This window comes from Pseudorhodoferax sp. Leaf267, from assembly GCF_001422405.1.
Lineage (GTDB): Bacteria > Pseudomonadota > Gammaproteobacteria > Burkholderiales > Burkholderiaceae_C > Pseudorhodoferax.
Map to the genome: position 1 here is coordinate 1,118,498 of NZ_LMMV01000001.1, position 25,712 is coordinate 1,144,209.

25 protein-coding genes are annotated in these 25,712 nt (G+C 69.2%); 12 read left to right on the top strand and 13 right to left on the bottom strand.

The window, feature by feature from the left end; genetic code table 11:
• Nucleotides 1–25: 25 nt before the first annotated feature.
• Entirely contained in the window at nucleotides 26–667 is a 642-nt protein-coding gene (locus ASF43_RS04975) for a cytochrome c (RefSeq protein WP_056177286.1), read from the bottom strand.
• A 72-nt stretch (nucleotides 668–739) separates the two neighbouring features.
• Here ASF43_RS04975 and yihA point away from each other — a divergent pair, with 72 nt between their 5' ends.
• A complete protein-coding gene (yihA, locus tag ASF43_RS04980; protein WP_056177288.1) occupies nucleotides 740–1,459 on the top strand; it encodes a ribosome biogenesis GTP-binding protein YihA/YsxC in 720 nt (239 codons plus the stop codon).
• On the opposite strand, the gene ASF43_RS04985 is transcribed toward yihA, so the two are convergent.
• The gene (locus tag ASF43_RS04985) at nucleotides 1,453–2,319 is read right to left on the bottom strand and encodes a lipid A biosynthesis acyltransferase (protein ID WP_056177291.1); all 867 of its coding nucleotides are present in this window, start codon (nucleotides 2,317–2,319) and stop codon (nucleotides 1,453–1,455) included. The genes yihA and ASF43_RS04985 overlap by 7 nt on opposite strands.
• 183 nt (nucleotides 2,320–2,502) lie before the next feature.
• Here ASF43_RS04985 and metK point away from each other — a divergent pair, with 183 nt between their 5' ends.
• Together metK and ASF43_RS04995 are read left to right on the top strand one after the other, a co-directional pair.
• Nucleotides 2,503–3,684 carry a methionine adenosyltransferase gene (gene metK, locus ASF43_RS04990; RefSeq protein ID WP_056177293.1) on the top strand — a complete coding sequence of 394 codons (1,182 nt, stop codon included), beginning with the start codon at nucleotides 2,503–2,505 and terminating at the stop codon, nucleotides 3,682–3,684.
• Between the two features lie 169 nt (nucleotides 3,685–3,853).
• Nucleotides 3,854–5,083, top strand: coding sequence for a multidrug effflux MFS transporter (locus ASF43_RS04995; protein ID WP_056177295.1), 1,230 nt, complete (start codon nucleotides 3,854–3,856; stop codon nucleotides 5,081–5,083).
• A gap of 4 nt (nucleotides 5,084–5,087) precedes the next feature.
• Here ASF43_RS04995 and ASF43_RS05000 read toward each other — a convergent pair whose 3' ends face one another.
• On the bottom strand, nucleotides 5,088–6,134 hold the full coding sequence (locus tag ASF43_RS05000) for a porin (protein ID WP_056177297.1): 1,047 nt from the start codon (nucleotides 6,132–6,134) through the stop codon (nucleotides 5,088–5,090).
• 311 nt (nucleotides 6,135–6,445) lie between these two features.
• Between ASF43_RS05000 and ASF43_RS05005 the strand changes: the two genes are divergently transcribed.
• A complete protein-coding gene (locus tag ASF43_RS05005) occupies nucleotides 6,446–7,171 on the top strand; it encodes an ABC transporter ATP-binding protein (protein ID WP_200932427.1) in 726 nt (241 codons plus the stop codon).
• Complete coding sequence (locus tag ASF43_RS05010) at nucleotides 7,161–9,662, top strand: ABC transporter permease (protein ID WP_056177299.1); 2,502 nt, start codon at nucleotides 7,161–7,163, stop codon at nucleotides 9,660–9,662. Before ASF43_RS05005 ends, ASF43_RS05010 begins: the two co-directional genes overlap by 11 nt.
• Nucleotides 9,663–9,689: 27 nt before the next feature.
• Here ASF43_RS05010 and ASF43_RS05015 read toward each other — a convergent pair whose 3' ends face one another.
• The 3 genes from ASF43_RS05015 to ASF43_RS31985 form a co-directional block, all read right to left on the bottom strand.
• Nucleotides 9,690–9,965, bottom strand: coding sequence for a hypothetical protein (locus tag ASF43_RS05015; RefSeq protein WP_056177301.1), 276 nt, complete (start codon nucleotides 9,963–9,965; stop codon nucleotides 9,690–9,692).
• 89 nt (nucleotides 9,966–10,054) lie between these two features.
• Nucleotides 10,055–10,828, bottom strand: coding sequence for an SDR family NAD(P)-dependent oxidoreductase (locus tag ASF43_RS05020; protein ID WP_056177302.1), 774 nt, complete (start codon nucleotides 10,826–10,828; stop codon nucleotides 10,055–10,057).
• Between the two features lie 241 nt (nucleotides 10,829–11,069).
• Nucleotides 11,070–11,195 (bottom strand): hypothetical protein, encoded by a 126-nt coding sequence (locus ASF43_RS31985; protein WP_255358085.1) that lies wholly within the window; start codon nucleotides 11,193–11,195, stop codon nucleotides 11,070–11,072.
• A gap of 350 nt (nucleotides 11,196–11,545) precedes the next feature.
• Between ASF43_RS31985 and ASF43_RS05025 the strand changes: the two genes are divergently transcribed.
• Nucleotides 11,546–13,360: a TIR domain-containing protein gene (locus ASF43_RS05025; RefSeq protein WP_056177304.1), complete on the top strand. Its 1,815-nt coding sequence runs from the start codon at nucleotides 11,546–11,548 to the stop codon at nucleotides 13,358–13,360.
• A 25-nt stretch (nucleotides 13,361–13,385) separates the two neighbouring features.
• Here the strand turns inward: ASF43_RS05025 and ASF43_RS29625 are convergent, their stop codons facing one another.
• The 5 genes from ASF43_RS29625 to ASF43_RS05050 all read right to left on the bottom strand — a co-directional run bounded on the left by ASF43_RS29625 (nucleotide 13,386) and on the right by ASF43_RS05050 (nucleotide 18,586).
• A complete protein-coding gene (locus ASF43_RS29625; protein WP_082497592.1) occupies nucleotides 13,386–14,354 on the bottom strand; it encodes a flavin reductase in 969 nt (322 codons plus the stop codon).
• 87 nt (nucleotides 14,355–14,441) lie between these two features.
• Entirely contained in the window at nucleotides 14,442–14,765 is a 324-nt protein-coding gene (locus ASF43_RS05035; protein WP_056177306.1) for a DUF4387 domain-containing protein, read from the bottom strand.
• 1 nt (nucleotide 14,766) lies between these two features.
• Nucleotides 14,767–16,134, bottom strand: a complete 1,368-nt coding sequence (locus tag ASF43_RS05040) for an acyclic terpene utilization AtuA family protein (RefSeq protein WP_235578121.1) — start codon at nucleotides 16,132–16,134, stop codon at nucleotides 14,767–14,769.
• Between the two features lie 8 nt (nucleotides 16,135–16,142).
• Complete coding sequence (locus tag ASF43_RS05045; RefSeq protein ID WP_156373131.1) at nucleotides 16,143–17,504, bottom strand: LLM class flavin-dependent oxidoreductase; 1,362 nt, start codon at nucleotides 17,502–17,504, stop codon at nucleotides 16,143–16,145.
• 89 nt (nucleotides 17,505–17,593) lie between these two features.
• Nucleotides 17,594–18,586: a tripartite tricarboxylate transporter substrate binding protein gene (locus ASF43_RS05050; protein WP_156373132.1), complete on the bottom strand. Its 993-nt coding sequence runs from the start codon at nucleotides 18,584–18,586 to the stop codon at nucleotides 17,594–17,596.
• A gap of 205 nt (nucleotides 18,587–18,791) precedes the next feature.
• Here ASF43_RS05050 and ASF43_RS05055 point away from each other — a divergent pair, with 205 nt between their 5' ends.
• From ASF43_RS05055 to ASF43_RS05065, 3 genes are all read left to right on the top strand, one after another.
• On the top strand, nucleotides 18,792–19,784 hold the full coding sequence (locus ASF43_RS05055; RefSeq protein WP_056177313.1) for a LysR family transcriptional regulator: 993 nt from the start codon (nucleotides 18,792–18,794) through the stop codon (nucleotides 19,782–19,784).
• Nucleotides 19,785–19,935: 151 nt separating this feature from the next.
• Nucleotides 19,936–21,066, top strand: a complete 1,131-nt coding sequence (locus ASF43_RS05060) for a zinc-dependent alcohol dehydrogenase family protein (protein WP_056177314.1) — start codon at nucleotides 19,936–19,938, stop codon at nucleotides 21,064–21,066.
• A gap of 397 nt (nucleotides 21,067–21,463) precedes the next feature.
• Nucleotides 21,464–22,504 (top strand): MerR family transcriptional regulator, encoded by a 1,041-nt coding sequence (locus ASF43_RS05065; protein WP_056177316.1) that lies wholly within the window; start codon nucleotides 21,464–21,466, stop codon nucleotides 22,502–22,504.
• 66 nt (nucleotides 22,505–22,570) lie between these two features.
• Here the strand turns inward: ASF43_RS05065 and ASF43_RS05070 are convergent, their stop codons facing one another.
• Both ASF43_RS05070 and ASF43_RS29630 read right to left on the bottom strand, forming a co-directional pair.
• A complete protein-coding gene (locus ASF43_RS05070) occupies nucleotides 22,571–23,266 on the bottom strand; it encodes a glycosyltransferase family 2 protein (RefSeq protein ID WP_056177319.1) in 696 nt (231 codons plus the stop codon).
• 52 nt (nucleotides 23,267–23,318) lie between these two features.
• Nucleotides 23,319–23,597, bottom strand: a complete 279-nt coding sequence (locus ASF43_RS29630) for a DUF2934 domain-containing protein (protein ID WP_056177321.1) — start codon at nucleotides 23,595–23,597, stop codon at nucleotides 23,319–23,321.
• Between the two features lie 175 nt (nucleotides 23,598–23,772).
• Here ASF43_RS29630 and ASF43_RS05080 point away from each other — a divergent pair, with 175 nt between their 5' ends.
• Genes ASF43_RS05080 through ASF43_RS05090 form a run of 3 tightly spaced genes read left to right on the top strand, consistent with a single transcriptional unit; the run spans nucleotide 23,773 to nucleotide 25,178 of the window.
• Complete coding sequence (locus ASF43_RS05080; protein WP_056178139.1) at nucleotides 23,773–24,525, top strand: Crp/Fnr family transcriptional regulator; 753 nt, start codon at nucleotides 23,773–23,775, stop codon at nucleotides 24,523–24,525.
• Entirely contained in the window at nucleotides 24,518–24,742 is a 225-nt protein-coding gene (locus tag ASF43_RS05085; RefSeq protein WP_056177323.1) for a hypothetical protein, read from the top strand. Before ASF43_RS05080 ends, ASF43_RS05085 begins: the two co-directional genes overlap by 8 nt.
• Nucleotides 24,723–25,178 (top strand): GAF domain-containing protein, encoded by a 456-nt coding sequence (locus ASF43_RS05090; RefSeq protein WP_082497594.1) that lies wholly within the window; start codon nucleotides 24,723–24,725, stop codon nucleotides 25,176–25,178. The genes ASF43_RS05085 and ASF43_RS05090 overlap by 20 nt, the downstream gene beginning before the upstream one ends.
• The last annotated feature ends 534 nt before the right edge of the window (nucleotides 25,179–25,712 follow it).

Below are 25,712 nucleotides of genomic sequence, written 5' to 3' on the forward strand. Positions count from 1 at the left end.
TGCGCACGCCCGCTTGCGTGTCAATTCAACGCAGGCCGGCGATGTAGTCGGAGACGGCGCGGATTTCGCGGTCATTGAGCTTGGCGGCCACACCCGTCATCTGGGCATTGTTCTTGCGCTTGCCATCACGGAACGCAGTGAGTTGCGTGGCCGTGTAGTCGGCATGCTGGCCCGACAGGCGCGGGTACTGCGACGGGATGCCGGCGCCATTCGGGCTGTGGCAGCCGGCGCAGGCGGCGATCTGCCGGTCGGGCACGCCACCGCGGTAGATGCGCTCGCCCAGCATCACGAGTTCCTTGTCCTTGGCAAAGCCGGCCTTGGCCGGCTTGGTCGTGACCCAGTACGAGATGTTGCGCATGTCCTCGTCGCTGAGCGTGGAGGCGAAGCCCTTCATGATCGGGTTGTCGCGCTTGCCCTCCTTGAACTCCTGCAACTGTTTGACCAGGTACTCCGGGTGTTGCTGCGACAGCTTGGGATTGGCCGGAATGGCGGAATTGCCGTCGGCACCATGGCAGGCTGCGCACACGGCGGTGTAGCCCTGCTCGCCCTTGACCAGATCCGGCTTGGCCGCCTTGGCAGGCGCGGCGGGCTTTCCGTCCGCAGCGGCGCTGGAGAACGACGCTGCCGCAAGCATGGCAGCCAGGAGCATGGGAGCAAGCAACTTCATATCGAGGGTGGTTTTATATGCGCAAAACCCGGCGATTCTACAATGCGACCCCGCGCCCTCCCGATTGCCGACATGACCGCACCCGCTCCCGCAGCCTCCTCGGCAGCCCCTTCCCCCACCGAGGCGCCGCCCACGGCACCGACTGCGGTCGTCGCCTCGGGCTGGCTGCACACCGCCCGCTTCCTGACCACGGCGCCGCAGCTGCAGTTCCTGCCCGCATTGGACGTGCCCGAGATCGCATTCGTGGGCCGCTCCAATGCCGGCAAGTCCACCTGCATCAACACGCTGACGCAGCAAAAGCAGCTGGCCTTCGCATCCAAGAAGCCCGGCCGCACGCAGCACATCAACCTGTTCGCCCTCGGCAAGCAGGGCGTCACCGACGCCGTGCTGGCCGACCTGCCGGGCTACGGCTACGCGGCCGTGCCCAAGGCCGACAAGCTGCGCTGGCAGCAGGTCATGGCCAATTACCTGGTCACGCGCGAGAACCTCAAGGGCATCGTGCTGCTGTGCGACCCGCGCCTGGGCCTGACCGAGCTGGACGAGGTGCTGCTCGAAGTGGTGCGCCCGCGCGTGGAAGAGGGGCTCAAGTTCCTGCTGCTGTTGACCAAGGCCGACAAGCTCACGCGCATGGAGGCCACCAAGGCCTTGTCGATCGCGAAGCTGCAGGCCGGCGGCGGCCATGCGGCGCTGTTCTCTGCGCTCAAGCGCACGGGCATCGACGAGGCCAGCCGCATGCTGTGGCAGTGGGCGCACCCCGACGGCCTGGCCGCACCCGCCGCCCCGTCTCAGTAAACGGAAGCCGCTCCCGGCGGCCGCGTCTTGAAGCGCTTGTGCACCCAGAAGTACTGCGCGGGCATCGCGTCGATGTAGCCCTGCAGGCGCTGGTTCATGCGCGCCGTGTCGGCCACCGCATCGTCGGTCGGAAACTGCTCCCAGGCCGGCAGCACCTGCACCTCGTAGCCTTGCCGCGTCATGCGCGTGACGACCGGCACCACGCGCGCGCGGCCCAGCCGTGCGAAGCGCGCCAGTGAGGGCACGGTCGCGGCCGGCACGCCATAGAACGGCACGAACACCGAATCGCGTGCGCCGAAATCCATGTCGGGCAGCAGGTAGACCGGCTCGCCCGCGCGCAGCGCCGCCACCACGGGCTTGATGCCGTCGGCGCGGTTGTAGAGCTTCGCATTGCCGAAACGCTGGCGGCCCCGGGCGACCCAGGCGTCGATGACCAGGTTGGACTGCGGCGTGTAGATGGTGGCGAACTGGCGCGGGATCTGCTGCGACAGCGCCGTGGCGCCCGCGTCCAGCCCGACGAAGTGCGGCGCGAAGATCAACACCGGCGACTGGCCGTCAAACTGCGCCAGCTCGCCCGTCATGCGCAAGCGCCTGCGCGTGGTTTCGGGCCGGCCATGCCAGAGCCAGGAGCGGTCCAGCCAGGCTTGCAGGAACACCACGAAGGACCGGCGCGCCAGCGCCTCGCGCTCGGCCGCGGGCATGTCCGGAAAGCACAGCGCCAGGTTGGTCAGCGCGATGCGGCGGCGGCTGCCCACGAGCCGGTACAGCAGTTGCGCCAGCAGCCAGCCCAGCCCGCGCACCAGCGGCAAGGGCAGCGGCGCCAGCAGGCGCATCAGCACGATGGCGACGCGCGCCAGCATCAAGAACGGCCCGCCGGCGGCAAGGGGAAACAGGGCATGGGTCTAGAATCGCGGCGGTCGCCGAGTTATTGAACTACTTGCAGGGCGACCTTAAACACATCTGCTAAAGCGTTCGCCGCAAGCTCCGGCTCAAGGCAACGCAAGACGTGACAGCCTTTTTGCGAAGCACAGGAGTTTATTCAAATGGCGAACGACTTTCTCTTCACGTCCGAATCCGTGTCCGAAGGCCACCCCGACAAGGTGGCGGACCAGATCTCCGACGCGATCCTCGACGCGATCTTCCAGCAGGACCCGCTCTCGCGCGTGGCCGCCGAGACGCTGACCAACACCGGCCTGGTGGTGCTGGCGGGCGAGATCACCACCAACGCGCACGTGGACTACATCCAGGTCGCGCGCGACACCATCAAGCGCATCGGCTACGACAACACCGACTACGGCATCGACTACAAGGGCTGCGCGGTCATGGTCTGCTACGACAAGCAGTCCAACGACATCGCCCAGGGCGTGGACCATGCCAGCGACGACCACCTGAACACCGGCGCTGGCGACCAGGGCCTGATGTTCGGCTACGCCTGCGACGAGACGCCCGAGCTGATGCCCGCGCCCATCTACTACGCGCACCGCCTGGTCGAGCGCCAGGCCCAGCTGCGCAAGGACGGCCGCCTGCCCTTCCTGCGGCCCGACGCCAAGAGCCAGGTGACGATGCGCTACGTGGACGGCAAGCCGCACAGCATCGACACCGTGGTGCTGTCCACCCAGCACCACCCCGACCAGAGCGAGACCTCCAAGAAGATGAAGGCCAGCTTCACCGAAGCCATCATCGAGGAGCTCATCAAGCCCGTGCTGCCCAAGGAGTGGCTCAAGGACACCAAGTACCTGATCAACCCGACCGGCCGCTTCGTCATCGGCGGCCCGCAGGGCGATTGCGGCCTCACGGGCCGCAAGATCATCGTCGACACCTACGGCGGCGCCTGCCCGCACGGTGGCGGCGCGTTCTCGGGCAAGGACCCGTCCAAGGTCGACCGCTCGGCCGCCTATGCCGCGCGCTACGTGGCCAAGAACATCGTGGCCGCCGGCCTGGCGCGCCAGTGCCAGATCCAGGTGGCCTACGCCATCGGCGTGGCACGGCCGATGAACATCACGGTCTACACCGAAGGCACGGGCGTGGTCTCCGACGAGAAGCTGTCGGCGCTGGTGGCCGAACACTTCGACCTGCGGCCCAAGGGCATCATCCAGATGCTCGACCTGCTGCGTCCGATCTACGAGAAGACCGCGGCCTACGGCCACTTCGGCCGTGAAGAGCCGGAGTTCTCGTGGGAGCGCACGGACAAGGCTGCGGCGCTGCGTGCAGCGGCAGGCCTGTGAAGGCCTGCGTCCGCGCCAGCGGACCCGCAGACTTGCGCTACAAGGCTGCGGCGCTGCGTGCAGCGGCAGGCCTGTGAAGGCCTGCGTCCGCGCCAGCAGACCCGCAGACTTGCGCTACGAGGCTGCCGCCTTGCGCGCCGCTGCTGGCCTGAAGTAAGCAGACCCGACCATGAGCGCAGAGGCTACGCCCCTGTGGCGCGGCCCGCGCTGGGCCCTGGCGGTGTTGCTCGCCACACTGGGCATGCTGGGCCCGTTCGCGATCGACACCTACATCCCGGCCTTCTCCGGCATCGCGCGCTCGCTCGGCGCAACGCCGGTGGAGATGCAGCAAACGCTCTCGGCCTACCTGTTCGGCTTCGCGTTCATGAACCTGTTCCACGGCGCGCTGTCGGACAGCTTCGGCCGTCGGCCCGTGGTGCTGTGGGGCATCGGCGTCTTCACGCTCGCCTCGGCCGGCTGCGCGCTGGCGCAGAACATCGAGCAGCTGGTCTTCTTCCGCGCCTTGCAGGGCCTGTCGACCGGCGCCGGCATCGTGGTCTCGCGCGCGGTGATCCGCGACGTGTACCCGCCGGCCGAGGCGCAGAAGGTCATGAGCCAGGTGACCATCTACTTCGGCGTGGCACCGGCCATCGCGCCCATCGTGGGCGGCTGGCTGTTCGTGCACCTGGGCTGGCACAGCGTGTTCTGGTTCCTCACGGGCGTCGGTGTCGTGATGTTGATCAGCAACTGGAAGCTGCTGCCCGAGACGCTGCGGCCCGCGCAGCGCCAGCCCTTCCGCGTGCCCCAGCTCATGCGCGGTTACCGCGCGCTGATCACCGACCCGCGCTTCGTGCTGCTGGCCTTCGCGAGCGGCGTGCCGTTCAACGGCATGTTCCTGTACGTGCTGTCGGCGCCCGAATTCCTGGGCACGCTGCTGGGCCTGGCGCCCACGCAGTTCTTCTGGTTCTTCCTGCTGACCATCGCCGGCATCATGGGCGGCGCCTGGGCCAGCGGCCGGCTGGCCGGGCGCATCGCGCCCAAGCGGCAGATCCGCCACGGCTTTCTGATCATGACGGTGGTTGCGGTGCTGAATCTGGCCGCCAACCTGCTGTGGACGGCGCACCCGCTGTGGGCGCTGCCGCCGATCGCGGTGTTCGCATTCGGCTGGGCGCTGATGGTGCCCGTGGTCACCTTGCTGGTGCTGGACCTGCACCCCACGCGGCGCGGCATGGCCTCGTCGCTGCAGGCGGTGGTCGGCTCCACGGCCAACGGCGTCGTGGCCGGCGTGATCGCGCCGCTGGTCATGCATTCCACCGTGTTGCTGGCCACGGCCTCGCTGGTGATGATGGCCATCGGCCTGGTGTCCTGGATCTGGCTGCACCGGCGCTGGCCCGAGATCGGGCGCAACGCCAGCACCTGACCGCTCAGAAGTTGTGCCGCATGCCCAGCATCACGTTGGCGCGGCGGCCCTTGCTGCCGTAGTCGTCGGCCAGCAGTTCCACGTAGCCGTCCTTCCAGCGCGTGCTGTCCACATAGGCATAGACCGCCGTGCGCTTGGACAGGCTGTAGTAGGCCGACAGTGCCAGCGTGTTGCGCCTGGCATCCAGCCCGCCGTCGTTTTCCTGCCGGTCGCGGTAGAACGCGGCCAGGAAGGTCCACTGCCCCACGGGGTACACCGCACCCAGCGAGTACAGGTTGCCCTTGACCTCGCCAGGGATCGCGAACAACTGGTTGTGACGCTGGTAATTGGCGTACAGGATGACCGGGCCCACCATGTAGGAGCCGCCCACGCCCCAGACGCGCTTCTTCGGCTCGCCGCTCGTGGCATCGGTGTTCGGGTCACGCTGCTCGTAGTAGCCGCTGATGCCGTTCGGCCCCACCGCGTACTTGAGCGTGGCACCCGCGTACCGGCCCTTGCCGCCAACGCCCGGCACCTCGCCCGGCGCGGCGATCAGCGCGAGGCCCACCGGGCCCCAGTCCTTGCCATAGCGCACGGCGTTGTCGATGTGCACCGGGTCCGTGCCGGCGCTGTAGGCCAGGAAAGGCACGCTCTCGGCCACGTTGGAGATGCCGTACATCGGGTCGAAGGTGTTGTAGTGCTCGAACATCACCGTGTACTGGCGGCCCAGGCGCAGCTCGCCATAGCTGCCCGACAGGCCGACCCAGGCCTCGCGGCTGAAGGCGCGCGTGTTGTCGGCCAGGTCGCCATTGGCGGCATTGAAGCCGTTCTCCAGCTTGAAGTTGGCCTTCAGACCGCCTCCCATGTCTTCCGTGCCTTTGAAGCCGAGCCGGCTGCTGCCCGTGGCGCCGGGGCCGAGCGCGGTGCGCGAATGGCCGTTGCCATCGGCGTTGGTGTCATGGCGCACGGCCACGTCGACGACGCCGTACAGCGTCACGCTGGACTGGCCCCACGCCATGCCGGCCAGAGCCAGGCCCAGCAGCGGCGCGCATTGTTGGATTGAGATCTTCATTTCACCGGCTCCACGACAAGGTTGATGGCCGGGCCGCCTGGGCGGCACCGGGCCTGTCTGCAGCAGCCTCGCGGGCATTGCGATTGCCCGGCCGCCGCCACAGAACGGCGCGCGCATCGTGCGGGGCGTTGGCGTGAGGCGACACAGGTGCATACCCCCAAGCTGTCGAATCACAGGACAGTGCGCAATCGCACAACGATCTGTTTCGGCACACAACGACGTCCGCGCACAACGCCGCGCCGGCGATGGAACGAATCAGAGGCCGAAGCGCTCCCACCTTGCTTCGCACCCAAGCCCCCGCCACGCCCTGCATGAACATCATCGAACTGGACCGGCTGTGCCTGCACTACAGCCTGAACGGCGCGCGCATCGACGTGCTGCGCGACGTGACCCTCTCTATCCCCGCCGGCCAGAGCGTGGCCGTGGCCGGCCCCTCCGGCTCGGGCAAGACCTCGTTGCTGCTGTTGCTGGCCGGCCTGGAGCAGCCTGCCAGCGGCCACGTGACGCTCGATGGCGTGCGCCTGGGCGAGCAGGGCCGCGACGCGCTGGCCGACCTGCGGCGCGACCGCATCGGCATCGTGTTCCAGTCCTTTCACCTGCTGCCCAGCCTGACGGCGCTGGACAACGTGGCCCTGCCATTGCAAATCGCCGGCCAGCGCGACGCCTACCCGCGCGCCCGCGACTTCCTGCGCCGCGTGGGCCTGGCCGCGCGCGAGGGCCATTACCCCGGCCAGCTCTCGGGCGGCGAACAACAGCGCGTGGCGATCGCGCGCGCCCTCGTGCACGGACCGCGCCTGCTGCTGGCCGACGAGCCCACCGGCAACCTGGACGACCACACCGGCGCCCTGGTGCGCGAACTGCTGTTCGCGCTGAACCGCGATACCGGCACGACCCTGGTGCTGGTCACGCACGACCTGGACTTCGCCGCGCGCTGCGACCGCGTGCTGCGCCTGCACGAGGGCCAGTTGCACGAGCACACCCACCGCCCCACGGCCGCAGCGGCCCCCGCGCCGCGCGAGCCCGCCCATGCTGATTGACCTGGCCTGGCGCGACCTGCGCGCGAGCGGCCGGCCGCTCTGGGTGTTCTGCGCCTGCCTGGCGCTGGGCGTGGCCCTGGTCATGGCCAGCGGCGGCCTGTACCGCCAGGTGGCCGGCGCGCTGCACGAGGACGCGCGCGCGCTGTTCGGCGGCGACCTCGAGGTGCGCCATGCCGACCCGCTGCCAGCGCCTGAACTCGACTGGATCGCCGCGCGCGGCGAGGTCTCGCGCCTGATCGAACTGCGCAGCATGCTGCGCAGTGCCGACGGCCGCACGCAGCTCGTCACCGTGCAGAGCGCCGACGCGCGCTACCCGCTGTACGGCGCGGTGGAGCTGGCCCCGCCGCAGCCGCTGGCCGATGCGCTGGCCCAGCAGGATGGCCGCTGGGGCATCGCGCTGGACGCCGTGCTGGCCCAGCGCCTCAACCTCACGCCCGGCGCGACCGTGCACCTGGGCGACCTGGCGCTGCAAGTGCGCGCCACGATCGCGCGCCAGCCCGACCGCAGCCTGCGTGCCGACTGGAACGGCGCGCCCGTGCTGCTGGCCGAAGGCGCGCTAGCCGCCACCGGCCTGGTGCAGCCGCTGAGCCGCGTGCATTACCACTACCGCGTCCGCACGCCCACGCCGCCCGCGGCCTGGCGCGACAACTTCATCGCCGCGTTCCCGCAGTCCAACGCCGAGGTGCGCAGCTTCGCGCAGCGCAGCGAGCGCGTGGCCCAGGTGCTGGAGCAGGTCGGCTCGGCCTTGATGCTGATCGGCTTGTCGGCCCTGTTCATCGGTGGCCTGGGCGTGTTCAACAGCGTGCAGGCTTATCTGCAGGGCAAGCTTGGCCTGCTTGCCACCCTGCGTGCGCTGGGCCTGCGCGACGCGCGGCTGGCCGTGCTGGTGCTGCTGCAGATCCTCATGCTGGCGCTGGTGGCCAGCGCCCTCGGCGTGGCCGGGGGCGGTGCGCTGGCCCTGGGCGGCGTGGCCCTGGCCGCGCGCAGCCTGCCGCTGGCGCAGCAGCTCGGCCCGCAGATCGCCACCATGGCCGGCCCCGCGGCCCTGGCCATGGGCTTCGGCGTGCTGACCGCGCTGGCCTTCGCGCTGCCGCCTTTGGGCCGCGCGCTGACGGTCTCGCCGGCCGCGCTGTTCCGTGGCCTGCACGCGGCTCCGCTGCGCACGCCCGCCTGGGCGTGGCTGGCGAGCGCCGGCTGCGGCCTGGCGCTGGCCGCGCTGCTGGTGGGCACGCTGCCCGACCCGCGGCTGGGCTGGGCCTTCCTGGCAGTCGTGGCCGCGCTGCTGGCCGTGCTCGAAGGCGTGCAGGCGCTGCTGCGCACGGCGGCGCGCCGGCTGCTTGCCTCGCGCTGGCAGCCCGCGTTCGAACTGCGGCTGGCCCTGGCCAGCCTGCAGCGCCCGGGCTCGGCGCTGCGCCCGGCCCTGCTGTCCCTGGGCACGGCGCTGACGCTGCTGGTGGCCTGCACGCTGACCGTGGCCGCGCTGCTGCGCACCATCGCCGACACGGTGCCGCGCGAGGCGCCCGGCATGGTGCTGCACGACGTGCAGACCGAGCAGCTGCCGCTGCTGCGCGAGGCACTGGCCGGCGCCGACCGCCTGCAGACCGCGCCGCTGGTGCTAGGCAGGCTGGCCGCCGTCAACGGCGAGCCGCTGCGCGAGAGCAGCGACACGCGCCGCGCACGCGAGGCGCGCAACGAACACAAGCTGTCCACACGCGCCGGCAATGTCGACGACGTGGTGGTCGAGCGCGGCGCGCTGTGGCCCGCCGACTACCAAGGCCCGCCACTCGTCGCCATGGAGGACCGCGAGGCCGACCAGCTCGACCTGCAGGTCGGCGACCGCCTGCGCTTCGACATCCAGGGCCAGAGCGTGGAGGCCGAACTGGCTGCCATCTACGGCCAGCGCCGGCTACAGGCCCGGCTGTGGCTGGAGGGCATCTTCAGCGACGGCGTGCTCGACCCCTACATCACGCGCCATGTCGGCGCCGCCTGGCTCGGCCCGCAGCAGGCCATCGCCGCGCAGGACCGGCTGGCGGCCCAGGCGCCCAATATCGTCAGCGTGCGCACCGACGCGCTGCTGTCCGAGAGCCGGCTGCTGCTGGGCCGCGCGAGTGCCGCGCTGGCTGTGATCGCCGGCATCTGCCTGCTGGCCAGCCTGCTGGTGCTGACCAGCGTGGTCGCGGCCAGCCGTGCGCGGCAGGTCTACGAGTCCAGCGTGTTGCACGTGCTGGGCGCCCGGCTCGGCAGCCTGCAGCGCGCCCTGCGCTGGGAATACGCGGTACTGGCTGTGGTGACCAGCGCCTTCGCGACGCTGGCGGGCAGCGCCCTGGCGCTGGCCCTGCTGCAGTGGCGGCTGGAGCTCGATGCCAGCGGCCTGTGGTGGACCGGCGCCGTGGCAGCCCTCGGCGTGAGCGCTGTGAGCCTGGCGCTGGGCGCGCAGTGGCTGCTGGCACAGCTGCGCCTGTCGCCGGCCAGCTTGTTGCGGGGCAGCTGAAGCGACGTTGGCGCCAGCCGCCGCCTGTTACTCGTCCACGCCCGGCCCAGTCTCCAGCACCGGGTCGGCGCCTTCGTCCTCCACCTCATCCGCCCGCGGCCCGTGCTGCAGGTCGCTCATGTCGCGCAGCTGGGCGGCGCCGTCGTCCCAGGCTTCGCCGAACGTGTCATAGGCATCGTCCGAAGCCTCGAGCACGAACCAAGTCTTCATGGCGTCCTCGCTCTCCAGGATCATCCAGTGGTAAAGGCCTGGCTCGGGCTCGTCGATGGACAGCGCGAGATGGCGCAGCGGTGTCTGTTGCATGGCAGCTCCCTTGGATGCGGTGGTCTACCCTTCAGTATCGAAACCGTGCCGTCGGCTGCTGTAGGCCGGCTGCCCCGCGCGCTGCCGGCTCAGAACTTGGTGTAGCCCCCGTCGATCAGGAACTGCTCGCCCGTGGTGTAGCCCGACGCATCGCTGGCCAGGTAGACCGCGATGCCGCCGAAGTCCTCCCCCGTGCCCCAGCGGCGCGCCGGCACGCGCGGCAGCACGGCGCTGGCGAACTTGTCGTTGCCGAACGAGCGCTGCGTCATGTCGGTCTCGATCCAGCCTGGCAGGATCGAATTCACACGGATCTTGTGGCGCGCCAGCTCCACGGCCAGCGCGCGCACCATGGCCGTCACCGCGCCCTTGGACGCACCGTAGTGGCTGTTGCGCGCCGCGCCCTCCACGGCCGCGGTGCTGGCCGTCGCCACCAGCGAGCCACCGCCGTGGGCTGCCATGTGGCGCGCCGCCGCGCGCAACGTGAGGAACACGCCTTCGACATTGATGCGCTGGACGCGGCGGAATTCCTCCAGCGACATCTCCATGAGCACCGTGCCCTTGCTCGACACGCCGGCATTGGCGAAACAGGCCCCGATCGGGCCCAGCGCAGCGACCGTGGCGGCGAAGGCCTGCTCCACCGCCGCCTCGTCGCCCACGTCGCACACGGCGCTGTGCACGCGCGCCGCATCCCCGCACTCGCGCGCCAGCGCCTCGTGCGCGCTGGCCGTCTTGTCGGCCTTGGAGCCCCAGATCGACACCGAGGCGCCGGCCTGCAGCAGCGCGCGCGCCATGCCGTAGCCGATGCCGCCGTTGCCGCCGGTGACGAGCGCGCTGCGCCCGGTGAGGTCGAAGGGTTGGTACATGCCTGTCTCCGTTGGTGGTATTGGATGCGCCGCCGGGTATAGCACCGGCAAAGGCCTGCGGGCAGACACCAAGGTGACCGCAGGATGCGGTACCGGTTCGCGGTGGCCGGCGGCCGGCGCCGCTGATGCCCTGCAAGGAGCCGCATGCCCGCCAGCATGGCGAGCACCTGGACCTCGGCCCTGCCCATGCCCAGCGCGACCCGCCGAACCCGCGCCCGACAGCACCGCGCGGGCGCGGCGTTCAGTCGTTCTCCAGCAGATCGAAGAGGATCTCCAGGTCGCTGAAGCGCATGAGCGGCATGCGCACGGGGATGCCGGCCGCGAAAGCCTGTCGCATCTGTACCGCGAGGGTTTCGAGATCGTGCATGAGGGGCTCCTGTGTATGCCATCCAGTGGGCGGACGTCGCGCCCGTGTCCGCAACAGGTTCGCCAGCCAGCACCGGCGATGCGCCTATCGACGATCGCCCCTGGCACGGGGAGCCAGCGTAGGCCGGCATGCATCGGGATGGCAATCCAACGCGTGCTCTGCCGGCAAGCGTCTCGCCGCGGCGCTGTCATCCATTGCCGACGTGCCAGCCGTGCGGCCACACTTGCCTGGGCCTGAGGAAGGGCGGGGTGGGCACGCTCGCGAACGCATGACCACGTTGCGCGAGGGGTGTGCATGCCCTGTGCCCCCGCCGGACAATGCGCAGCCTCACAACGCGAAAGGCGGATGCCATGGGCGGTGCTCTGTTCATCAGCTACAGCCACGTCGACCGGCGCTGGATGCAGGCCATCCGCATGCACCTGGAGGGCGCGATGCAAGCCCAGTGCCGCGTGTGGACGGACCGGAACATCCGCCCCGGCGCCACCTGGGAAAGCGTGCTGTTGACGGCGCTCAAGGGCGCGGGCACGGCGCTGGTGCTGGTCAGCCCCGAATACCTGGTGTCGCCATGGTGCCGGCGCGAGCTGGCCTCCCTGCACCAGGCGCGCATGAAGGGCGACCTGGCAGCCGTGTACTGGCTGCTGCTGCGCCCTTGCGCCTGGTCATGGACCGAGTTGCACGACCTGCAGGCGGTGCAGGAGCCGCCCACGCTCGCGCTGGAAAGCCTGCCACCGGGCCTGGAGCGCGACCAGATGCTGGTGGAGCTGTGTGCCCGCGTCACCACCGACGCGCTGCAGCTTTCCACCGAGGAAGACCCCGACGTCAGGTCGGTCCGCGAACTGCTGCTGCGCGCGGACGAGGCCACGCCCTACCGGCCCACCCGCATCCTGGGCAAGGACAGCAGCAACTTCTCCATCGTCTGCCGCGGGCTCGACAAGAACGACGACGACGTCGTCATCAAGGTGCTGACCAACACGCCGCTGCACCGGCTCCAGACCCTGTTCATGCGCGTGGCGCGCCAGCGCAAGGAGGTGGTGGACCCGTCGGTGCTGCGCGTGCACCGCGTGTTCACCGTGGACGCCGGCCAGGCCGAGCGCATCGTGATCGTCAGCGAGCTGGCGCGCGACGAGACGCTGGGTTCGTTGCTCGCGCAGGACCAGCAAAAGACGGAAGAGGCGGAGCGCACCCTGCGGCCCGACCGGGTCGGCGTGATCCTGCGCCGCCTGGCCAGTGCCTTGTCCAAGCTGCACGACCTGGCGCCCGTGCCCTCCGAAGGCCTGGAGGCCCGCGACTACCTGCACATCTTCGGCCCGCTGCCCCCGGACAGCGTGTTCTGGGACGAACGCAGCGAGCGGCCGATGCTCTCGCTGGTCGGCGTGACCAGCTTCCTGTGGCACTTCTTCGACCCCGACACGTTCACGCGCATGATCACGCCCAAGGGCGGCACCTACGTCGTGCCCGAGAAGCGCAACGGCCAGGCCATGGACCAGCGGGCCGACCAGTACTTCCTGGGCATGCTGGCGCTGGAGCTGCTGGAATGCGAGCGTGTGTTCGCGCAGGTCCCGGCGCCCGCCCCCCTCACCGTGCTGCGCAACAGCCGCAAGCTCTGGACGCGGCACCAGCAGCTCGTGGCGCTGCTGGAGCGCCTGCTGCAGGACGACCCAGACCAGCGCTTTGCCTCGATGCGCGAGGTGACGAGCCAGCTGGCCTCGCTCGAGGAGCCGCACCGCGTGCTGGCCAAATACGCCTACCGGCAATGGGTGGAGCCCTTGGGCATGCAGTTCTCGCAGGCCTTCTACACGCGCTTCTTCCAGGACGACAAGGCCAGCCGCGCCATCTTCGAGCGGGCTCTGGGCCCGCGTGCCGCCGGGCTGATCCTGGTGGACGATGCGCACCACAACAAGCTGGTCGGCTCGCTGGGCAAGGTGCTGAACTACCGCCGCGGCAGCCCGCCTTCGTCCATCGACGACCTGGTGCCCTCGCACCGCGACAAGGGCATCACGATCGAACACCTGCGCCACTTCCGCGAGGCGTTTCTCAAGACGCTGGAGGCCCAGATCGATGCATCGGACCCCGAGAAGCGCGCCGTCGTCGACGCCTGGCGCCAGCTGTTCGAGCCTGTGCTCGACGCCATGGCGTCGATGCTGGAGCCCAAGGCGCCAGGCTGACAGCCGGCGCGCGCCGGCTGTGCCATCAGTGTTGCGTGGCGCGGGCCACGTACTGCGCCATGGCGGCCAGCGCGGCGGGCTCGTCGCGCTGGCGCAGCGCCGCCAGGATCTCCCGACGGATGGGGTTCAGCGCCGGCACATACGTGTCGGGCGCCGTGCCCGTGGCGGCCTCGGCCTTCACCGTGTGCAGCAGCAGCGTGTTGAGCGACTGCGCCACCAGCGCGATCACTTCGTTGTGGGCGGCGGCGCTGATCAGCTCGAAGAAGCGGATCGCCGACTTCATGCGCCCGGCCATGTCGCCTGCGGCCACCTGCGCGTCCATCCGGCGCAGGATATCTTCGATGGCGTCCAGGTCCGCAGGCTGCGCGTTCTCGCAGGCCAGCCGCAGCAGCGCGCCATAGATCATGGTGCGCGACTCGGCCAGCGCGCGGTGCGACACGCGGCCCTTGTTGGCCAGCTCGCGCATGGACTGGGTCAGCATCATGTAGGCGCCCTTGTAGAAGACCAGCGGGTCTTCCTCGCGCACCACTTCGAACGCCTGCACCTGGCCGATGAAGACGATGTGGTCGCCCGCATCGTGCTGCTGGAATACGCTGCACTCGAAGCGCGCCACGCAGTCGTCCACCAGCGGCATGTCGTCGTAGCCGGTCTTCCAGGCCACCCCGTCGAACTTGTCGGCGATGCTGCTCGTGGCGAAGCGCGACGAGAGGTGGTCCTGGTCCTCGGCCAGCACGTTGATCACGAAGGACCTGGCGCCGCGGAAGATCTCGATGGACTTGCTGGCCTTGCGCAGGCTCCACAGCACCAGCGGCGGCTCCAGCGAGACGGAGCTGAACGAGTTGCAGGTCAGGCCCGTGGGCGTGCCGTCGCGGTCGCGCGTGGTGATGATGGCCACCCCGGTCGGGAAGCTGCCGAGCGCGCGCCGGAACTCCTTCTGGTCGATGGCGGGGGTCTGCACGGCGGGTGGCGCCGTCAAGGTGGTGGCGGGGCTCATGGGGGTCTCCTATTCGTTCGGATCAGGGGCGCACGTCGCCAATGCACAGCGCGTGCTTCAGGGCTTGCCGTGGCCAACGCGGGCCTCTCAGTCCATCTCGACGGCGATGTCCAGCAGCGGTGCATGCTGCTGCGCGCCGAAGGTGTCGCGCTCGCCGACGGTGCCCTGCGCCCAGGAGCGCTTGAGCGTCATCTTGAACGCGCGGGCCGGGTCGAAGAACATGAAGGTCACGATGTCCGACACGGGCACGCCATACGCGGCGGCCATGGCCTCGGGCTGCAGCGCACCGCTGGCCTTGACCCTCTCGTAGACCGCCACGCCGTCGAAGATCACGTCGAAGGTGATCTCGAACGGGCCGGAGTTCTTGCTGCGCACGACCTTGGCCAGTTCTCGCAATGTTCGCGTCGCCATGTCAAATCTCCAGGTAGCGGATGGGAAAGAGTTCGGTCGGCGACTCCACTTCCATCAGGTGGTAGACGGAGAACTTGCAGACCGGCCCGATGGGGTTCTCGGGCGGGTTCAGCGGAATGGCGAAGTTGCCGGCCGTCGCCACCTGGCCCGGGTAGGGGTTGTGCAGCACCGAGATGCGCGTGCTGTTGCAGATGGCGTTGGCCGCGGCCTGGGTGGGCGCGGTCACTTCGCCGACGAGGCCGATCTCGTGCGGCACCGCGTCCTTCAACGGCTCGGAGTCACCCATCACGCCGTTCTTGCCATACACGTGGAAGTGGATGCTGGCCGCGCCCGAGGCGATGGCGGGGTAGGTGTTCTTCGCGTCCTGGCGCACCTTGTCCAGGAAGCCGTCGATCTGGCCGATCAGGATCGGGTCGCGGATGCCGCCGATGAAGATGGTGCGAAAGCCCACGACGGCCGCGCCTTCGAGCTTGACCTTGTAGACATCCGACGGGATGAAGACGCTGCCGCTCACGCGCACGCGCCGCTCGTCCAGCTGCTCGTAGCGCGACTGGCGCAGGTCGAGCACGCCACCCGGGCCGGACAGCAGGTCGGGCCGGGTCTTCTCGTACAGCGAATGCGCGGCCACCGACGCGATGGTGCATCGCTCGTCCGGGTTCATCGGCTCCAGGTCGAAGCTGTCCTTGCGCACGGTCGCGAGGATGACCTTGCCCTTGGGCTCGGCGCAGTTGGCGCCGCACTCGACGATCTTGCCCATGTGCCAGTACACGCCGGGGTCGATGCCGTGCAGCATGCACAGGCCCGCGAAGGGCGATGGGTCGTAGGCGCGGCCCGACACGATGATGTCGATGTCCGGCCGCTCGCGCAGCACCTGCAGGAAGGGCTCGGCGCCCATCTGCGCGACGATGTTGGTGGAGGACGTGACGTCCTGCGCCGTCAGCGCGGGCGCCGAGGCGCAGGGCTCGATGCGGCCGGCGCCCAGGCGGTCCAGGATGACGGCCTTGTCGATGTCCGAGTAGATCGCGGCGGCCTGGAAGGTCCAGCCGTTGGCCTGGGCGATCTCGGCGATCACGCCCAGCAGCGCGTCGACCTGGCTGTTGGTGCCGGCGCCGCCGGCAGAGCTGATGTAGGCCGGCACCTTGCGCGTGGCGGTGGCCTTGAGCATGACGGTCAGGTCGCGGATGTAGGCCTCGCGCGAGACGATGGTCGCGTCCAGCCCCAGCAGGTAGGGGCCCGGGTCGGTGGAGCCCGCATCGATGACCATCGCGTCGGCACCGGCCTCGATGCCGCGCCAGAAGTCGCGCTCGGGGATGCCGTAGCCCAGGATGCCGTGCGGCGTGAGGATCTTGAGTTCGGCCTTCATGTCCATCGCGCCGCTCACTTGCGCCAGTCGCCTGCGTTGGGGCGCGTGAGGCCCAGGTTGCCGCGCAGCGTGTCGCTCTCGTATTCCTTGCGGAACAGGCCGCGGCGCTGCAGCTCGGGCACCACCAGTCGCACGATGTCCTCGTAAGTGCCGGGCACCGAGGTGGCCGACAGCACGAAGCCGTCGCAGGCGCTGCCGAACCACTCCTCCATCTGGTCGGCCACCTGCGTGGGCGTGCCGACGAAGCACGGTCCTTCGCGCAGCGTGCCGCGGCCCGAGGCGTCGACGAAGTCGCGCACCGAAGGGTTCTTCTTGCCGCTGACCGACACCACGCGGTCGCGCAGGCTCTGCCACGAGACGGCGGCCAGTTCCTCGTCGGTGAACGGCAGGTCGATGGGCCGCTTGGAGAAATCGACGTTGAGCACTTCGCACAGCAGCGTCAGGCCATCGATGGGCCTGGCGGTCGCGGCGACCAGGTCACGGCGGTCCTTGGCCTCGGACTCGGTGGGCGCCACGATGATCTTCATCTCCGGCATCATCTTCACGAGGTCGGGGTCGCGGCCATCGTCGGCCACGGCCTGGCGCAGCGCCTTGTACTGCTTCTTGCCGGCCTCCAGGCTGGGGTAGACGGCGAAGACCAGCTCGGCCCAGCGGCCGGCGAACTTCAACCCGCGGCCGCTGGAGCCGGCCTGCAGGATCACCGGGTGGCCTTGCTGCGAACGCGGCACCGTGAGCGGCCCGCGCGACTTGAAGAAGCGGCCTTCGTAATCGAGCCGCTGCACCTTGTCGGGGTCGGCGAAGCGGTCGTTGGCCTTGTCGACGATGAGCGCGTCGTCCTGCCAGCTGTCCCACAGGCCCATCACGACTTCCATGAACTCGTCGGCGCGGTCGTAGCGCAGGTCGTGCTCCATGTGGCCGGACTTGCCGAAGTTCGCGGCCTCGGAATCGTTGAGCGAGGTGACGACGTTCCAGGCCACGCGGCCACGCGTCATGAGGTCCATGGTCGAGAACAGCCGTGCCACGTGGTAGGGCTCGTAGTAGCTGGTCGAGTAGGTGGCGCCCAGGCCCAGCCGCGTGGTGGCCATGGCCATGGCCATCATCACCGTGGCGGCGTCGAGCTTGACGGCCCGCACGCCATGGGCCACGGTCTCGCGGTGGCTGTTGCCGTAGATGTCGGGCATGGCCAGGCGGTCGTCGAAGAAGGCCATGTCGAACTTGCCTTCCTCCAGCGTGCGGGCGATGCGCTGGTAGTACTCCGGCGTCATGAAGTCGGTCATGCTCGACGGGTGGCGCCAGGAGCCAACGTACATCGAGCAGTTCTGGGCTTGCATGAAGGCGACGAGCGCCATCTGGCGTTTCTTGGCGGAAGAGGTCATGGTTGTGCAGCGCCGTGGTGGCGGCGAATTCGTGGTGGGATGGTTCACTGGTGCCGTGCCGGGATGCGCACGACGGGCGTGGCGCGGCGTCAGTCGACCTGCGCGCCCGAGTCCTTGACGGCCTTGCCCCAGCGCGCCAGCTCCTTGCGGATGAACTGGTCGAAGTCGGCAGTCGTGCCCCCGGCCGGCGTGGCCCCGATGCCCGCCAGGTAGGTGGCCGTGGCCGGCGCCTTGAGCACGCGGTTCATCGCGGCGTTGATCTTCTCGACGATGGCCGGTGGCGTGTGTGCCGGCGTCACCAGCCCCGCCCACGTCAGCGCCTCGAAGCCGGGCAGGCCCTGCTCCGCGAGCGTCGGCACGTTGGGGGCAGCAGCCGACCGGGCCAGGCTGGTCACGCCGAGCAGCTTGACGCGCCCGTTTGCCGCGTGCGGCAGGATGGACGTGGAGGTGTCGAAGGCGAACTGCACCTGGCCGCCGATCAGGTCGGTCACCATGGCAGGCGAACCCTTGTAGGGCACGTGCAGCAGGTCGATGTCGGCGGCCTTCTTCAGCATCTCCATCGCGATGTGCTGCGTGAGGCCACTGCCGCCGGAGCCGTAGGCAAGCTTGCCCGGCCGCGCCTTCGCGTAGGCCACCATCTCCTGGAACGAGTGGATCGGCGTGCTGGCGTTGACGGCCAGGAACATCGGTGTCGTGTTGGTCAGGATGACCGGCGTGAAGTCCTTGATCGGGTCGTACGACAGCTTCTTGAACAGCGCCGGGTTGATGGCCATCGTGGCGCCAGAGGTGATGAGCAGCGTGTAGCCGTCGGGCTGCGCGTTCTTCACGTGTTCGTGCGCGATGATGCCGGAGGCGCCTGCACGGTTGTCGACGTAGATGGGCTGCTTCAGTTCCTCTCCCAGCTTCTGGGCGAAGAAGCGCGCCACACCGTCGATCGCCTGGCCGCTGGGGAAGCCCACGACGATGCGCACGGGCTTGTCGGGAAAACTGGCTGCCGCGTCCTGCGCGCTGGCGGTGGCCGTGGTGACGGCCAGCAGCGTGCCCAGCGTCATCGATGAAAGTTGGCGGCGGGTGAATTGCACGTTGTCTCCAGGTTCTGGGTTCGGATCGCGCCGGCCTGCCTTGCGGTGGCTGCATGGCCGGTGCGCTTGGGAAGGAGTGTCAAACCCACACCCCGTCCAGACAATTCGCCATCGCTGATAGACTTATTTGCCCAGCCAATAAATCAAATTTGGGCTGGCATTCGCTCTTTCACCGCCCACCCGGCACCATCCCGAATTCCTGGCCTTGCGCGACTCTCAAGCACCCGCTGCCGCCGTCCACGATGCGCCGTTCGATGCACAGGACAGCTTGCCGCTGCGCCTGGATCTGACGGAGCTTGAAACCTTCATCGCCATCGTCGAGCTCGGCAGCTTCAGCCTGGCCGCCACGCGCATGCACATCTCGCAGCCCTCGGTCACGGCGCGGGTGCAGCGGCTGGAGGAACGGCTGGCGACGCAGCTGCTGCGCCGCACGACGCGCAGCGTCGAGCCGACCAAGGAAGGCCTGCGCCTGTATGACGCAGCCACGCAGGCACTGCAGGGGCTCAGGGAACTGGTGCGCGAGTTCGGGTCCCCGGGTGCGCGCGGCGGCCGGCGCATCGTGGTCGCGGCCACGCCCATGATCGCGGCGACCGTGCTGCCCAGCCTGATCCGTGGCTACCGCAACCGCTTCCCGGACGTGCGCATCAAGCTGCTCGACATGCAGTACCGCGATGTGATCGCGCACATCGAGACCAGTGCGGCTGACCTGGCCATCGTCGCGTTCGACGGCGATTCCGCCAAGCTGCGCTTCCAGCCGTTGGCCGAGGAAGAGCTGCTACTGGTCGTGCCCCAGGGCCACGCGCTGGCCGCGCAAGCACAGGCCACGCTCGAGCAGGTCGTGCCGCACCCGCTGCTCATCCTGGACCGCTACACCACGCTGATCACCGCCATCAAGGAAGAGTGCCGCAAGCGCCATTGGCAGCAGCCACCGCTGAATGAGGCGTCGAATCTGAACACCTTGCTGGGCATGCTCGATGCCGGCAACGGCATCACGTTTTTGCCCAAGTCCATGGCGCAGATCAACGCCAAGCGCGAGCGGGTCACCCTGCATGTGACCGACGTGCGGCTGACCCGCCGCTACGGCATCGTGCTGCAGAAGAAGAACGGGCTCAGCGGCGCGGCGCAAAGCTTTGTGCGCTATCTGCACCAGGAATACGCGAACACGCTGGCGGCACTCGACACCGGCAGCAGCGGCTGATTTATCCAGCCAGCCTATGGCTTGTTCAGCAACGCTGAATTGCCATCAGGACACCCCCGCCCTAAGCTGCGGCCGCCATCCGTTGCGAGGCTTGGCTTCGCCTTCCGGGCCCGGCACATCCCGTGCCATCCGCGATCCAGAAAAGAGACACATGAAAACCCGTGCAGCCGTCCTGCAGGCCATCGGCCTGCCCGCCCCCTATGCCCAAAGCCGGCCGCTGCGCGTCGGGGAAGTCGAACTCGACGCGCCCGGCCATGGCGAAGTCCTGCTGCGCCTGCGCGCCGCGGGCCTGTGCCACTCCGACCTGTCCGTCATCAGCGGCGACCGTCCGCGGCCCGTGCCGATGGCGCTCGGCCACGAGGCCTGCGGCGAGGTCGTGGCCTGCGGCGCCGGGGTCAGTGACCTGGCACCCGGCGATCGCGTCGTGCTCGTCTTCATGCCGAGCTGCGGCTGCTGCGTGCCCTGTGCCGAAGGCCGGCCTGCGCTGTGCGAGCCTGGCGCGGCCGCCAACAACGCCGGCACGCTGCTGGGCGGCGGGCGCCGCCTGCACGCGGCCGATGGCAGCGAGATCCACCACCACCTCGGCGTGTCGTGCTTCGCCGAGCATGCCGTGGTGTCGCGCCGTTCCTGCGTGAAGATCGAGTCGGACATCAGCCACCGCGAAGCCGCACTCTTCGGCTGCGCCGTGCTGACCGGCGTCGGCGCCGTGGTCAACACGGCCCGCGTGCAGGCCGGCACCACGACCGCCGTGCTGGGCCTGGGTGGCGTCGGTTTCAGTGCGCTGCTCGGCGCGGTGGCCAGCGGCGCGCGCGAAGTCATCGCCATCGACCTCAACGCAGACAAGCTGCGCCTGGCGCAGCAGCTGGGCGCGACCGCGGTCTTCAACGCCGGCCACTCCGACACGGCAGACCAGATCCGTGAGCGCACCAAGGGCGGCGTGGACTTCGCGTTCGAGATGGCGGGGGCGATCCCGGCCATGGAACTGGCCTGGAAGATCACGCGCCGCGGCGGCAGCACGGTCTCGGCCGGCCTGCCCAATCCGGCCCTGCGCTTTGCGCTGCCGCCCGTCGCACTGGTTGCGGAAGAGCGCACGCTGCGTGGCAGCTACATCGGCTCGGCCGTGCCTGCGCGCGACATCCCGCGCTACATCGACCTCTACCAGCGCGGCAAGCTACCCATCGACCGCCTGATGGGCCACACGCTGACATTGGATTCGATCAACGAAGGCTTCGACCGGCTGGCCACCGGCAACGCGCTGCGCGACGTCGTCCTGTTCGATTGAAAGTGGCGCGCCATACGCGCCATCGCCCCTGTCCAGCACCGTGGCCGGGCTTGCAGTCCGCCTCGCCCCATGCGCCTGCAAGGCCGGCGACCGCCTGACCCCGTGACGTCATCCGATCACAACTGCGCGCCGCCGAAGCCGCCGCCGGGCGCCCTGCTAGGGCCGACGGCCAGCACCTCGCCCGGCTCGGGCTTTGCGCCGGCCGCATCGGTACTGGCGTTGCCGCTGGCGGTCCGGGCTCAGATTCGCAGCGCTTGACGATCGGCGGTTGCCTGGTCAGAAACCAAGGATGGGCAGTCGTCGTGTCAGGATGTCTTCTTCGTGACCGCCGAAAACTGCTTGACCCGGCCCCTGGGGCCGCCCCGATAAACGCCTGTCCCTTCATGACGAGGCCGCCATGCACGACGCTTCCCGATTCCTCCGCCCGTCCGAGGCTGCCGCCCGGCTGGGCGTATCCGCCAAGGCCTTGCGCCTGTATGAGCAGCGCGGCCTGGTCACGCCCGCTCGCACGCCCGCGGGCTGGCGCTCCTATGGCCCGCACGAGATGGCGCGGGGCGCCGAGGTCGTCGCGCTGCGTACGCTCGGCCTCAGCCTGGCGCAGGTCGCAAGGGCGCTGGGCGGAGATCCGCAGGACCTGAAGCCGGCACTGGCAGCGCATGAAGCGGCCCTCGCCACCCGCATCCGCGAGCTGACCGACACGATGGCGCAGGTCCGGCGCCTGCAGTCGGATCTGGGCAAAGGCCAGGCTCCGACGCTGAAGGAATCGACGAGCCTCGCGGCCCCTGCGAAGGCACCGGGCATCGCGTTCGATCTCCCCTGGCCCTGGGGTGGCGAACGTTTCACGCTGCCCCGCATCCAGCCGCTGACCTACGTCGTCGGCCCCCTGGGCAGTGGCAAAACGCGGTTCGCCATGCGGCTGGCCGAGACCGTGCCAGGTGCACGGTTCCTGGGCCTGGAGCGCGCGCACGACGGCGCAGCCCGGTCGCGGTTGGAGAACGACGCCGCTTTGGGGGCGCGCGTGGATCGCACGCGCACGTGGCTGCTCGAACACGGCGCTGTTGCCTCGCAGGCACTGACGGCGCTGTTGGCCGGCCTGGAGGACCACAGTGCCACGGTGCTGATCGTCGACCTCGTGGAGCAAGGCCTGGACCACGCAACGCAACGCGCGCTGGCTGCCCATCTGCGCCGGCGCGAGCGCGCAGGCAGCCCGCTGTTCCTGCTCACCCGCTCCTGCGCGATCCTGGACCTGGACGCTGTCCAGCCCCATGCGTCGATCATTCTGTGCCCCGCCAACCACAGTGCCCCGACGCCAGTCGCACCTTGTCTGGGCGCCCCGGGTTACGAGGCAGTCGCGACCTGCCTGGCCTCGCCCGAGGTCAGGTCCAGGACGGAGGGAGTGATCGCTTGCAGGCCCACAAGGCCAGCGCTGCACGCCTAGTCCACGCCTGCATGGCAGAGAAGGACGGGAGTCTCGGCGTCAGCGTGCCGGGCCAGCCGCGCAGCCTCAACCGGCCGCCAGCACCGGCACGGGCAGGCGCATGGCGTCGACCGCCGAGCACAGCGCTGCGGCAAAGCCGGCCGGTGCCCGCGCCACGCGGCGCGCGCTGGTGACCACGCGCGGCGCCGCGCTCCAGGCGATGCGGGCGCCCGCCTGCTGCAGGGCCTGGACCAGGGCCACGTCCTCGCTCGATGCGCGCGGCAGGAAGCCGCCGACGGATTGGTAGGCCTGCGCGCTCACGCCGAGGTTGGCGCCATGAATGTGGCGGTGGCCGTCCGCATCGGTGTAGGTACGGCGAAAGTGCTGCTCCAGCAGCAGCGCGTGGCGTGGGTGGTCGGACCAGTCGTCCACCGCCACCGTGCCGCAGACCACGTCAGCCTGCAACCGCAGCTGCTGGACCAGCCAGTCGTCGGCAACACGGCTGTCTGCATCGGTAAAAGCCAGCCAGCGCGCGCCGCGTGCCAGCAACTGCTGCGCGCCTGCTGCGCGTGCCGCGCCGACGTTGCGCAGCGCAAGCGAGAGGCTGGCGACGGGATGCCGCGCCACGATCTCGGCCGTGCCGTCGGAGCATGCGTCCAGCACCACCACGATTTCGACCGACTCCCCGTATAGCCCGCCATGGCGCGCCGCGGCCAGCGCCGCCTCGATGCAGGCGCCGACCAGCGAGGCTTCGTCATGCGCCGGGATGACGATGCCGATCACACCGCGCCTCTCACGCAGCCGCGCACGTGCGGCTGCGCGAGGCCGATGGCGGTCAAGAGGCGCTCGCCGGAGCGATGCTCTCATCGCCCTCGGCGTCGATCTGTCGCTCGGCATCGAGCCAGTCCTGCTCCTCGGAGCCTGGCGCGAAGCCCCGGCGCTCGGCTGCGGCGTAGGCGGCAAGCCGGATGCGGTCCTCGCGCGAGGCGCGGGTGCCGGTTGCGGTATCGGGCGGAGCTTCGGGTGCATCGACCTCCTGCATCTGCTCGGCGCTGTCGTCGATCGCATCGCCCTTGTTGCTCAATACCTGCTGCACTTTGCTGTTCTTGGCCATAGAGTTCCTGCTAGTGAATGGCGACGCCGCCGTGCGCGAGGTTAGGCAGCAAGCCGGTGCGGCGGTGTAGGACACCATCTTCTTGCAACAGGCGCAGTGGATATTCCGCGCGCGTTGATCCACGTTAATGCGGCGCGCCGCCGGATGCGGCACCATCGCCAACCAGGCCATGCCCATGTTCACCCACAACGTCCTGCGCAACCGCTCCGCAGAACTCTCTGAAGCCGAGCGCCTGCTGCTGGAAAGCGCGATCTCGCACACACAGACTTTTCGTGCTGGCGAGACGGTGGTGCGCCAGGGCGTGCCGGTCGACATCAGCACCCTGCTGGTGCAGGGGCTCATGACGCGCCATGTGGACGCGCACGATGGCCGGCGCCATCTCGTGGCCGTGCACCTGCCCGGCGATTTCGTGGACCTGCATGCTTACGCCTTGAAGCAGCTGGACCACGAGGTCGGAGCGCTGAGCGACATCACGGTGGCTGTCTTCCGCCACGCAGAGCTGGAACGCATCCAGCTGCAGGACATGCAGCTGACCCGTCGCCTGTGGTTTTTGACGCTGCTCGATGCGGCCATGCACCGGCAATGGATCTGCAGGCTGGCCAGCCTCAACGCCCTGCAGCGCGTGGCGCACTTCCTGTGCGAGATGAACGCGCGGCTGCTGGCCATCGATGCGTCGGACGGCCACAGCTTTGCATTGCCGATGACGCAGGCCGATATCGGCGAGGTCTGCGGCCTCACGAACGTGCACGTGAACCGCGTGCTGCGCCAGCTGCGCGAGATGGGCCTGTGCCAGATGCGTGCCGCGCAGGTGCAGATCCACGACCTGCCGGGCCTGGCGGCTACCGCCCTGTTCGATCCGGAATATCTCTATCTCAACCGCCGCATCGCGATGCGCGCAACGGCGCCCAGCGGAGTGCCCCATGACTGATCGATCGACCGCGCGCCAGCCGCGCAGCGATGCCGGCAAGGCCACGGCAGAACACGGTGTGGTGATCCTCGAAGGCCCCGACGGGCTCGCCGTGACGATGACGCCCGAAGCCGCGGCCCGCACCGCGGACAGCCTGCACGTCGCGGCCCGCCAGGCACGCACGCAGGGCCTTGACTCCACCTTTCGACCAACGCCTGATGACGACGAGATCCATTGAGGCCGTCGACCGCGTGCTGGCCAGCAGCGGCGCCGCCGCCGCCATCGCCTACCTGAACGGCGGCGTGCCGCACCGCTACACGGCCGCCTGCCGCATCGATGGAGACGTGCTGCACAACGTCCTGCTGCACGACAAGCAGGGGCGCATCCGCCCCGAGGCCCTGGCGGCCGTGCCCATGCGAGACAGCTTTTGCCAGTTCGTGCTGCGCGACGCCGTGTTGTGCACCGACGATGCGGCGGCCGACATGCGGCTGGACGGCCACGCCTGCCAGGGCGTTGCGATCTGCTACCACGGCGTGCCGGTGATGTCGAGCCGCGGCGAGCTCTGGGGCACGCTGTGCCATTTCGACACCGTGCCGATCGAGCTGTCGGACGAGGAATTCGAGCTGCTGCAGCGCGCGGCGCGCAGCTTTCCGGCGTACCTGGCCGGGACGTAGAACCGAGTTCCAAGCCGGGCGTCGGCCCGGCCATGCTCTGCGCTGCCCTTGCGATCGGCCTGGAGACGCTGCTCGCACATCGAGATCTTCCATAGCCGCAACACGGTCGGCCTCAGGCACTGGCAGCTGCGGAACGTGACTGAACCTTCGGCGAAGGTCTCCGCATTCCATTGATTTCAATAGCATGGCCAGACTCCGCGCCAGTGGACGTTCGGCAAGCGCGCCATTCAACCTTCGGTCATGCGGAGAAGCACGCCCGAGGCGGATTGGGCAGGGCAGGGTGGATGGCCGATTCGGGAGGTGATCAACGCCCGGAATGCGCCCTGAACGGACCTTCGTTGTTCTGAGTTCGCTGCGCTGAAGCTGGCGTCCAATCGGCGCGCGTAAGCACGTCAACGAGACAAGCATCCGAAGAACAAATTGAGCGGCACGCCCTTCAGATAAGCTGGAAAGGAAATGTTCAAATGGAAGAGGGGAGGTTCCGACTATGCGCGCTCATCTATTCCGCGCCGCGATCAGTCTGTGTGCCGGCGC

Excerpts from the sequence above, each read along its gene's own strand:
- ASF43_RS04975 (WP_056177286.1), bottom strand. The coding sequence starts at position 667 with ATGAAGTTGCTTGCTCCCATGCTCCTGGCTGCCATGCTTGCGGCAGCG.
- yihA (WP_056177288.1), top strand. The coding sequence starts at position 740 with ATGACCGCACCCGCTCCCGCAGCCTCCTCGGCAGCCCCTTCCCCCACC.
- ASF43_RS04985 (WP_056177291.1), bottom strand. The coding sequence starts at position 2,319 with ATGCTGGCGCGCGTCGCCATCGTGCTGATGCGCCTGCTGGCGCCGCTG.
- metK (WP_056177293.1), top strand. The coding sequence starts at position 2,503 with ATGGCGAACGACTTTCTCTTCACGTCCGAATCCGTGTCCGAAGGCCAC.
- ASF43_RS04995 (WP_056177295.1), top strand. The coding sequence starts at position 3,854 with ATGAGCGCAGAGGCTACGCCCCTGTGGCGCGGCCCGCGCTGGGCCCTG.
- ASF43_RS05000 (WP_056177297.1), bottom strand. The coding sequence starts at position 6,134 with ATGAAGATCTCAATCCAACAATGCGCGCCGCTGCTGGGCCTGGCTCTG.
- ASF43_RS05005 (WP_200932427.1), top strand. The coding sequence starts at position 6,446 with ATGAACATCATCGAACTGGACCGGCTGTGCCTGCACTACAGCCTGAAC.
- ASF43_RS05010 (WP_056177299.1), top strand. The coding sequence starts at position 7,161 with ATGCTGATTGACCTGGCCTGGCGCGACCTGCGCGCGAGCGGCCGGCCG.
- ASF43_RS05015 (WP_056177301.1), bottom strand. The coding sequence starts at position 9,965 with ATGCAACAGACACCGCTGCGCCATCTCGCGCTGTCCATCGACGAGCCC.
- ASF43_RS05020 (WP_056177302.1), bottom strand. The coding sequence starts at position 10,828 with ATGTACCAACCCTTCGACCTCACCGGGCGCAGCGCGCTCGTCACCGGC.
- ASF43_RS31985 (WP_255358085.1), bottom strand. The coding sequence starts at position 11,195 with ATGCACGATCTCGAAACCCTCGCGGTACAGATGCGACAGGCTTTCGCG.
- ASF43_RS05025 (WP_056177304.1), top strand. The coding sequence starts at position 11,546 with ATGGGCGGTGCTCTGTTCATCAGCTACAGCCACGTCGACCGGCGCTGG.
- ASF43_RS29625 (WP_082497592.1), bottom strand. The coding sequence starts at position 14,354 with ATGAGCCCCGCCACCACCTTGACGGCGCCACCCGCCGTGCAGACCCCC.
- ASF43_RS05035 (WP_056177306.1), bottom strand. The coding sequence starts at position 14,765 with ATGGCGACGCGAACATTGCGAGAACTGGCCAAGGTCGTGCGCAGCAAG.
- ASF43_RS05040 (WP_235578121.1), bottom strand. The coding sequence starts at position 16,134 with ATGGACATGAAGGCCGAACTCAAGATCCTCACGCCGCACGGCATCCTG.
- ASF43_RS05045 (WP_156373131.1), bottom strand. The coding sequence starts at position 17,504 with ATGACCTCTTCCGCCAAGAAACGCCAGATGGCGCTCGTCGCCTTCATG.
- ASF43_RS05060 (WP_056177314.1), top strand. The coding sequence starts at position 19,936 with ATGAAAACCCGTGCAGCCGTCCTGCAGGCCATCGGCCTGCCCGCCCCC.
- ASF43_RS05065 (WP_056177316.1), top strand. The coding sequence starts at position 21,464 with ATGCACGACGCTTCCCGATTCCTCCGCCCGTCCGAGGCTGCCGCCCGG.
- ASF43_RS29630 (WP_056177321.1), bottom strand. The coding sequence starts at position 23,597 with ATGGCCAAGAACAGCAAAGTGCAGCAGGTATTGAGCAACAAGGGCGAT.
- ASF43_RS05080 (WP_056178139.1), top strand. The coding sequence starts at position 23,773 with ATGTTCACCCACAACGTCCTGCGCAACCGCTCCGCAGAACTCTCTGAA.
- ASF43_RS05085 (WP_056177323.1), top strand. The coding sequence starts at position 24,518 with ATGACTGATCGATCGACCGCGCGCCAGCCGCGCAGCGATGCCGGCAAG.
- ASF43_RS05090 (WP_082497594.1), top strand. The coding sequence starts at position 24,723 with ATGACGACGAGATCCATTGAGGCCGTCGACCGCGTGCTGGCCAGCAGC.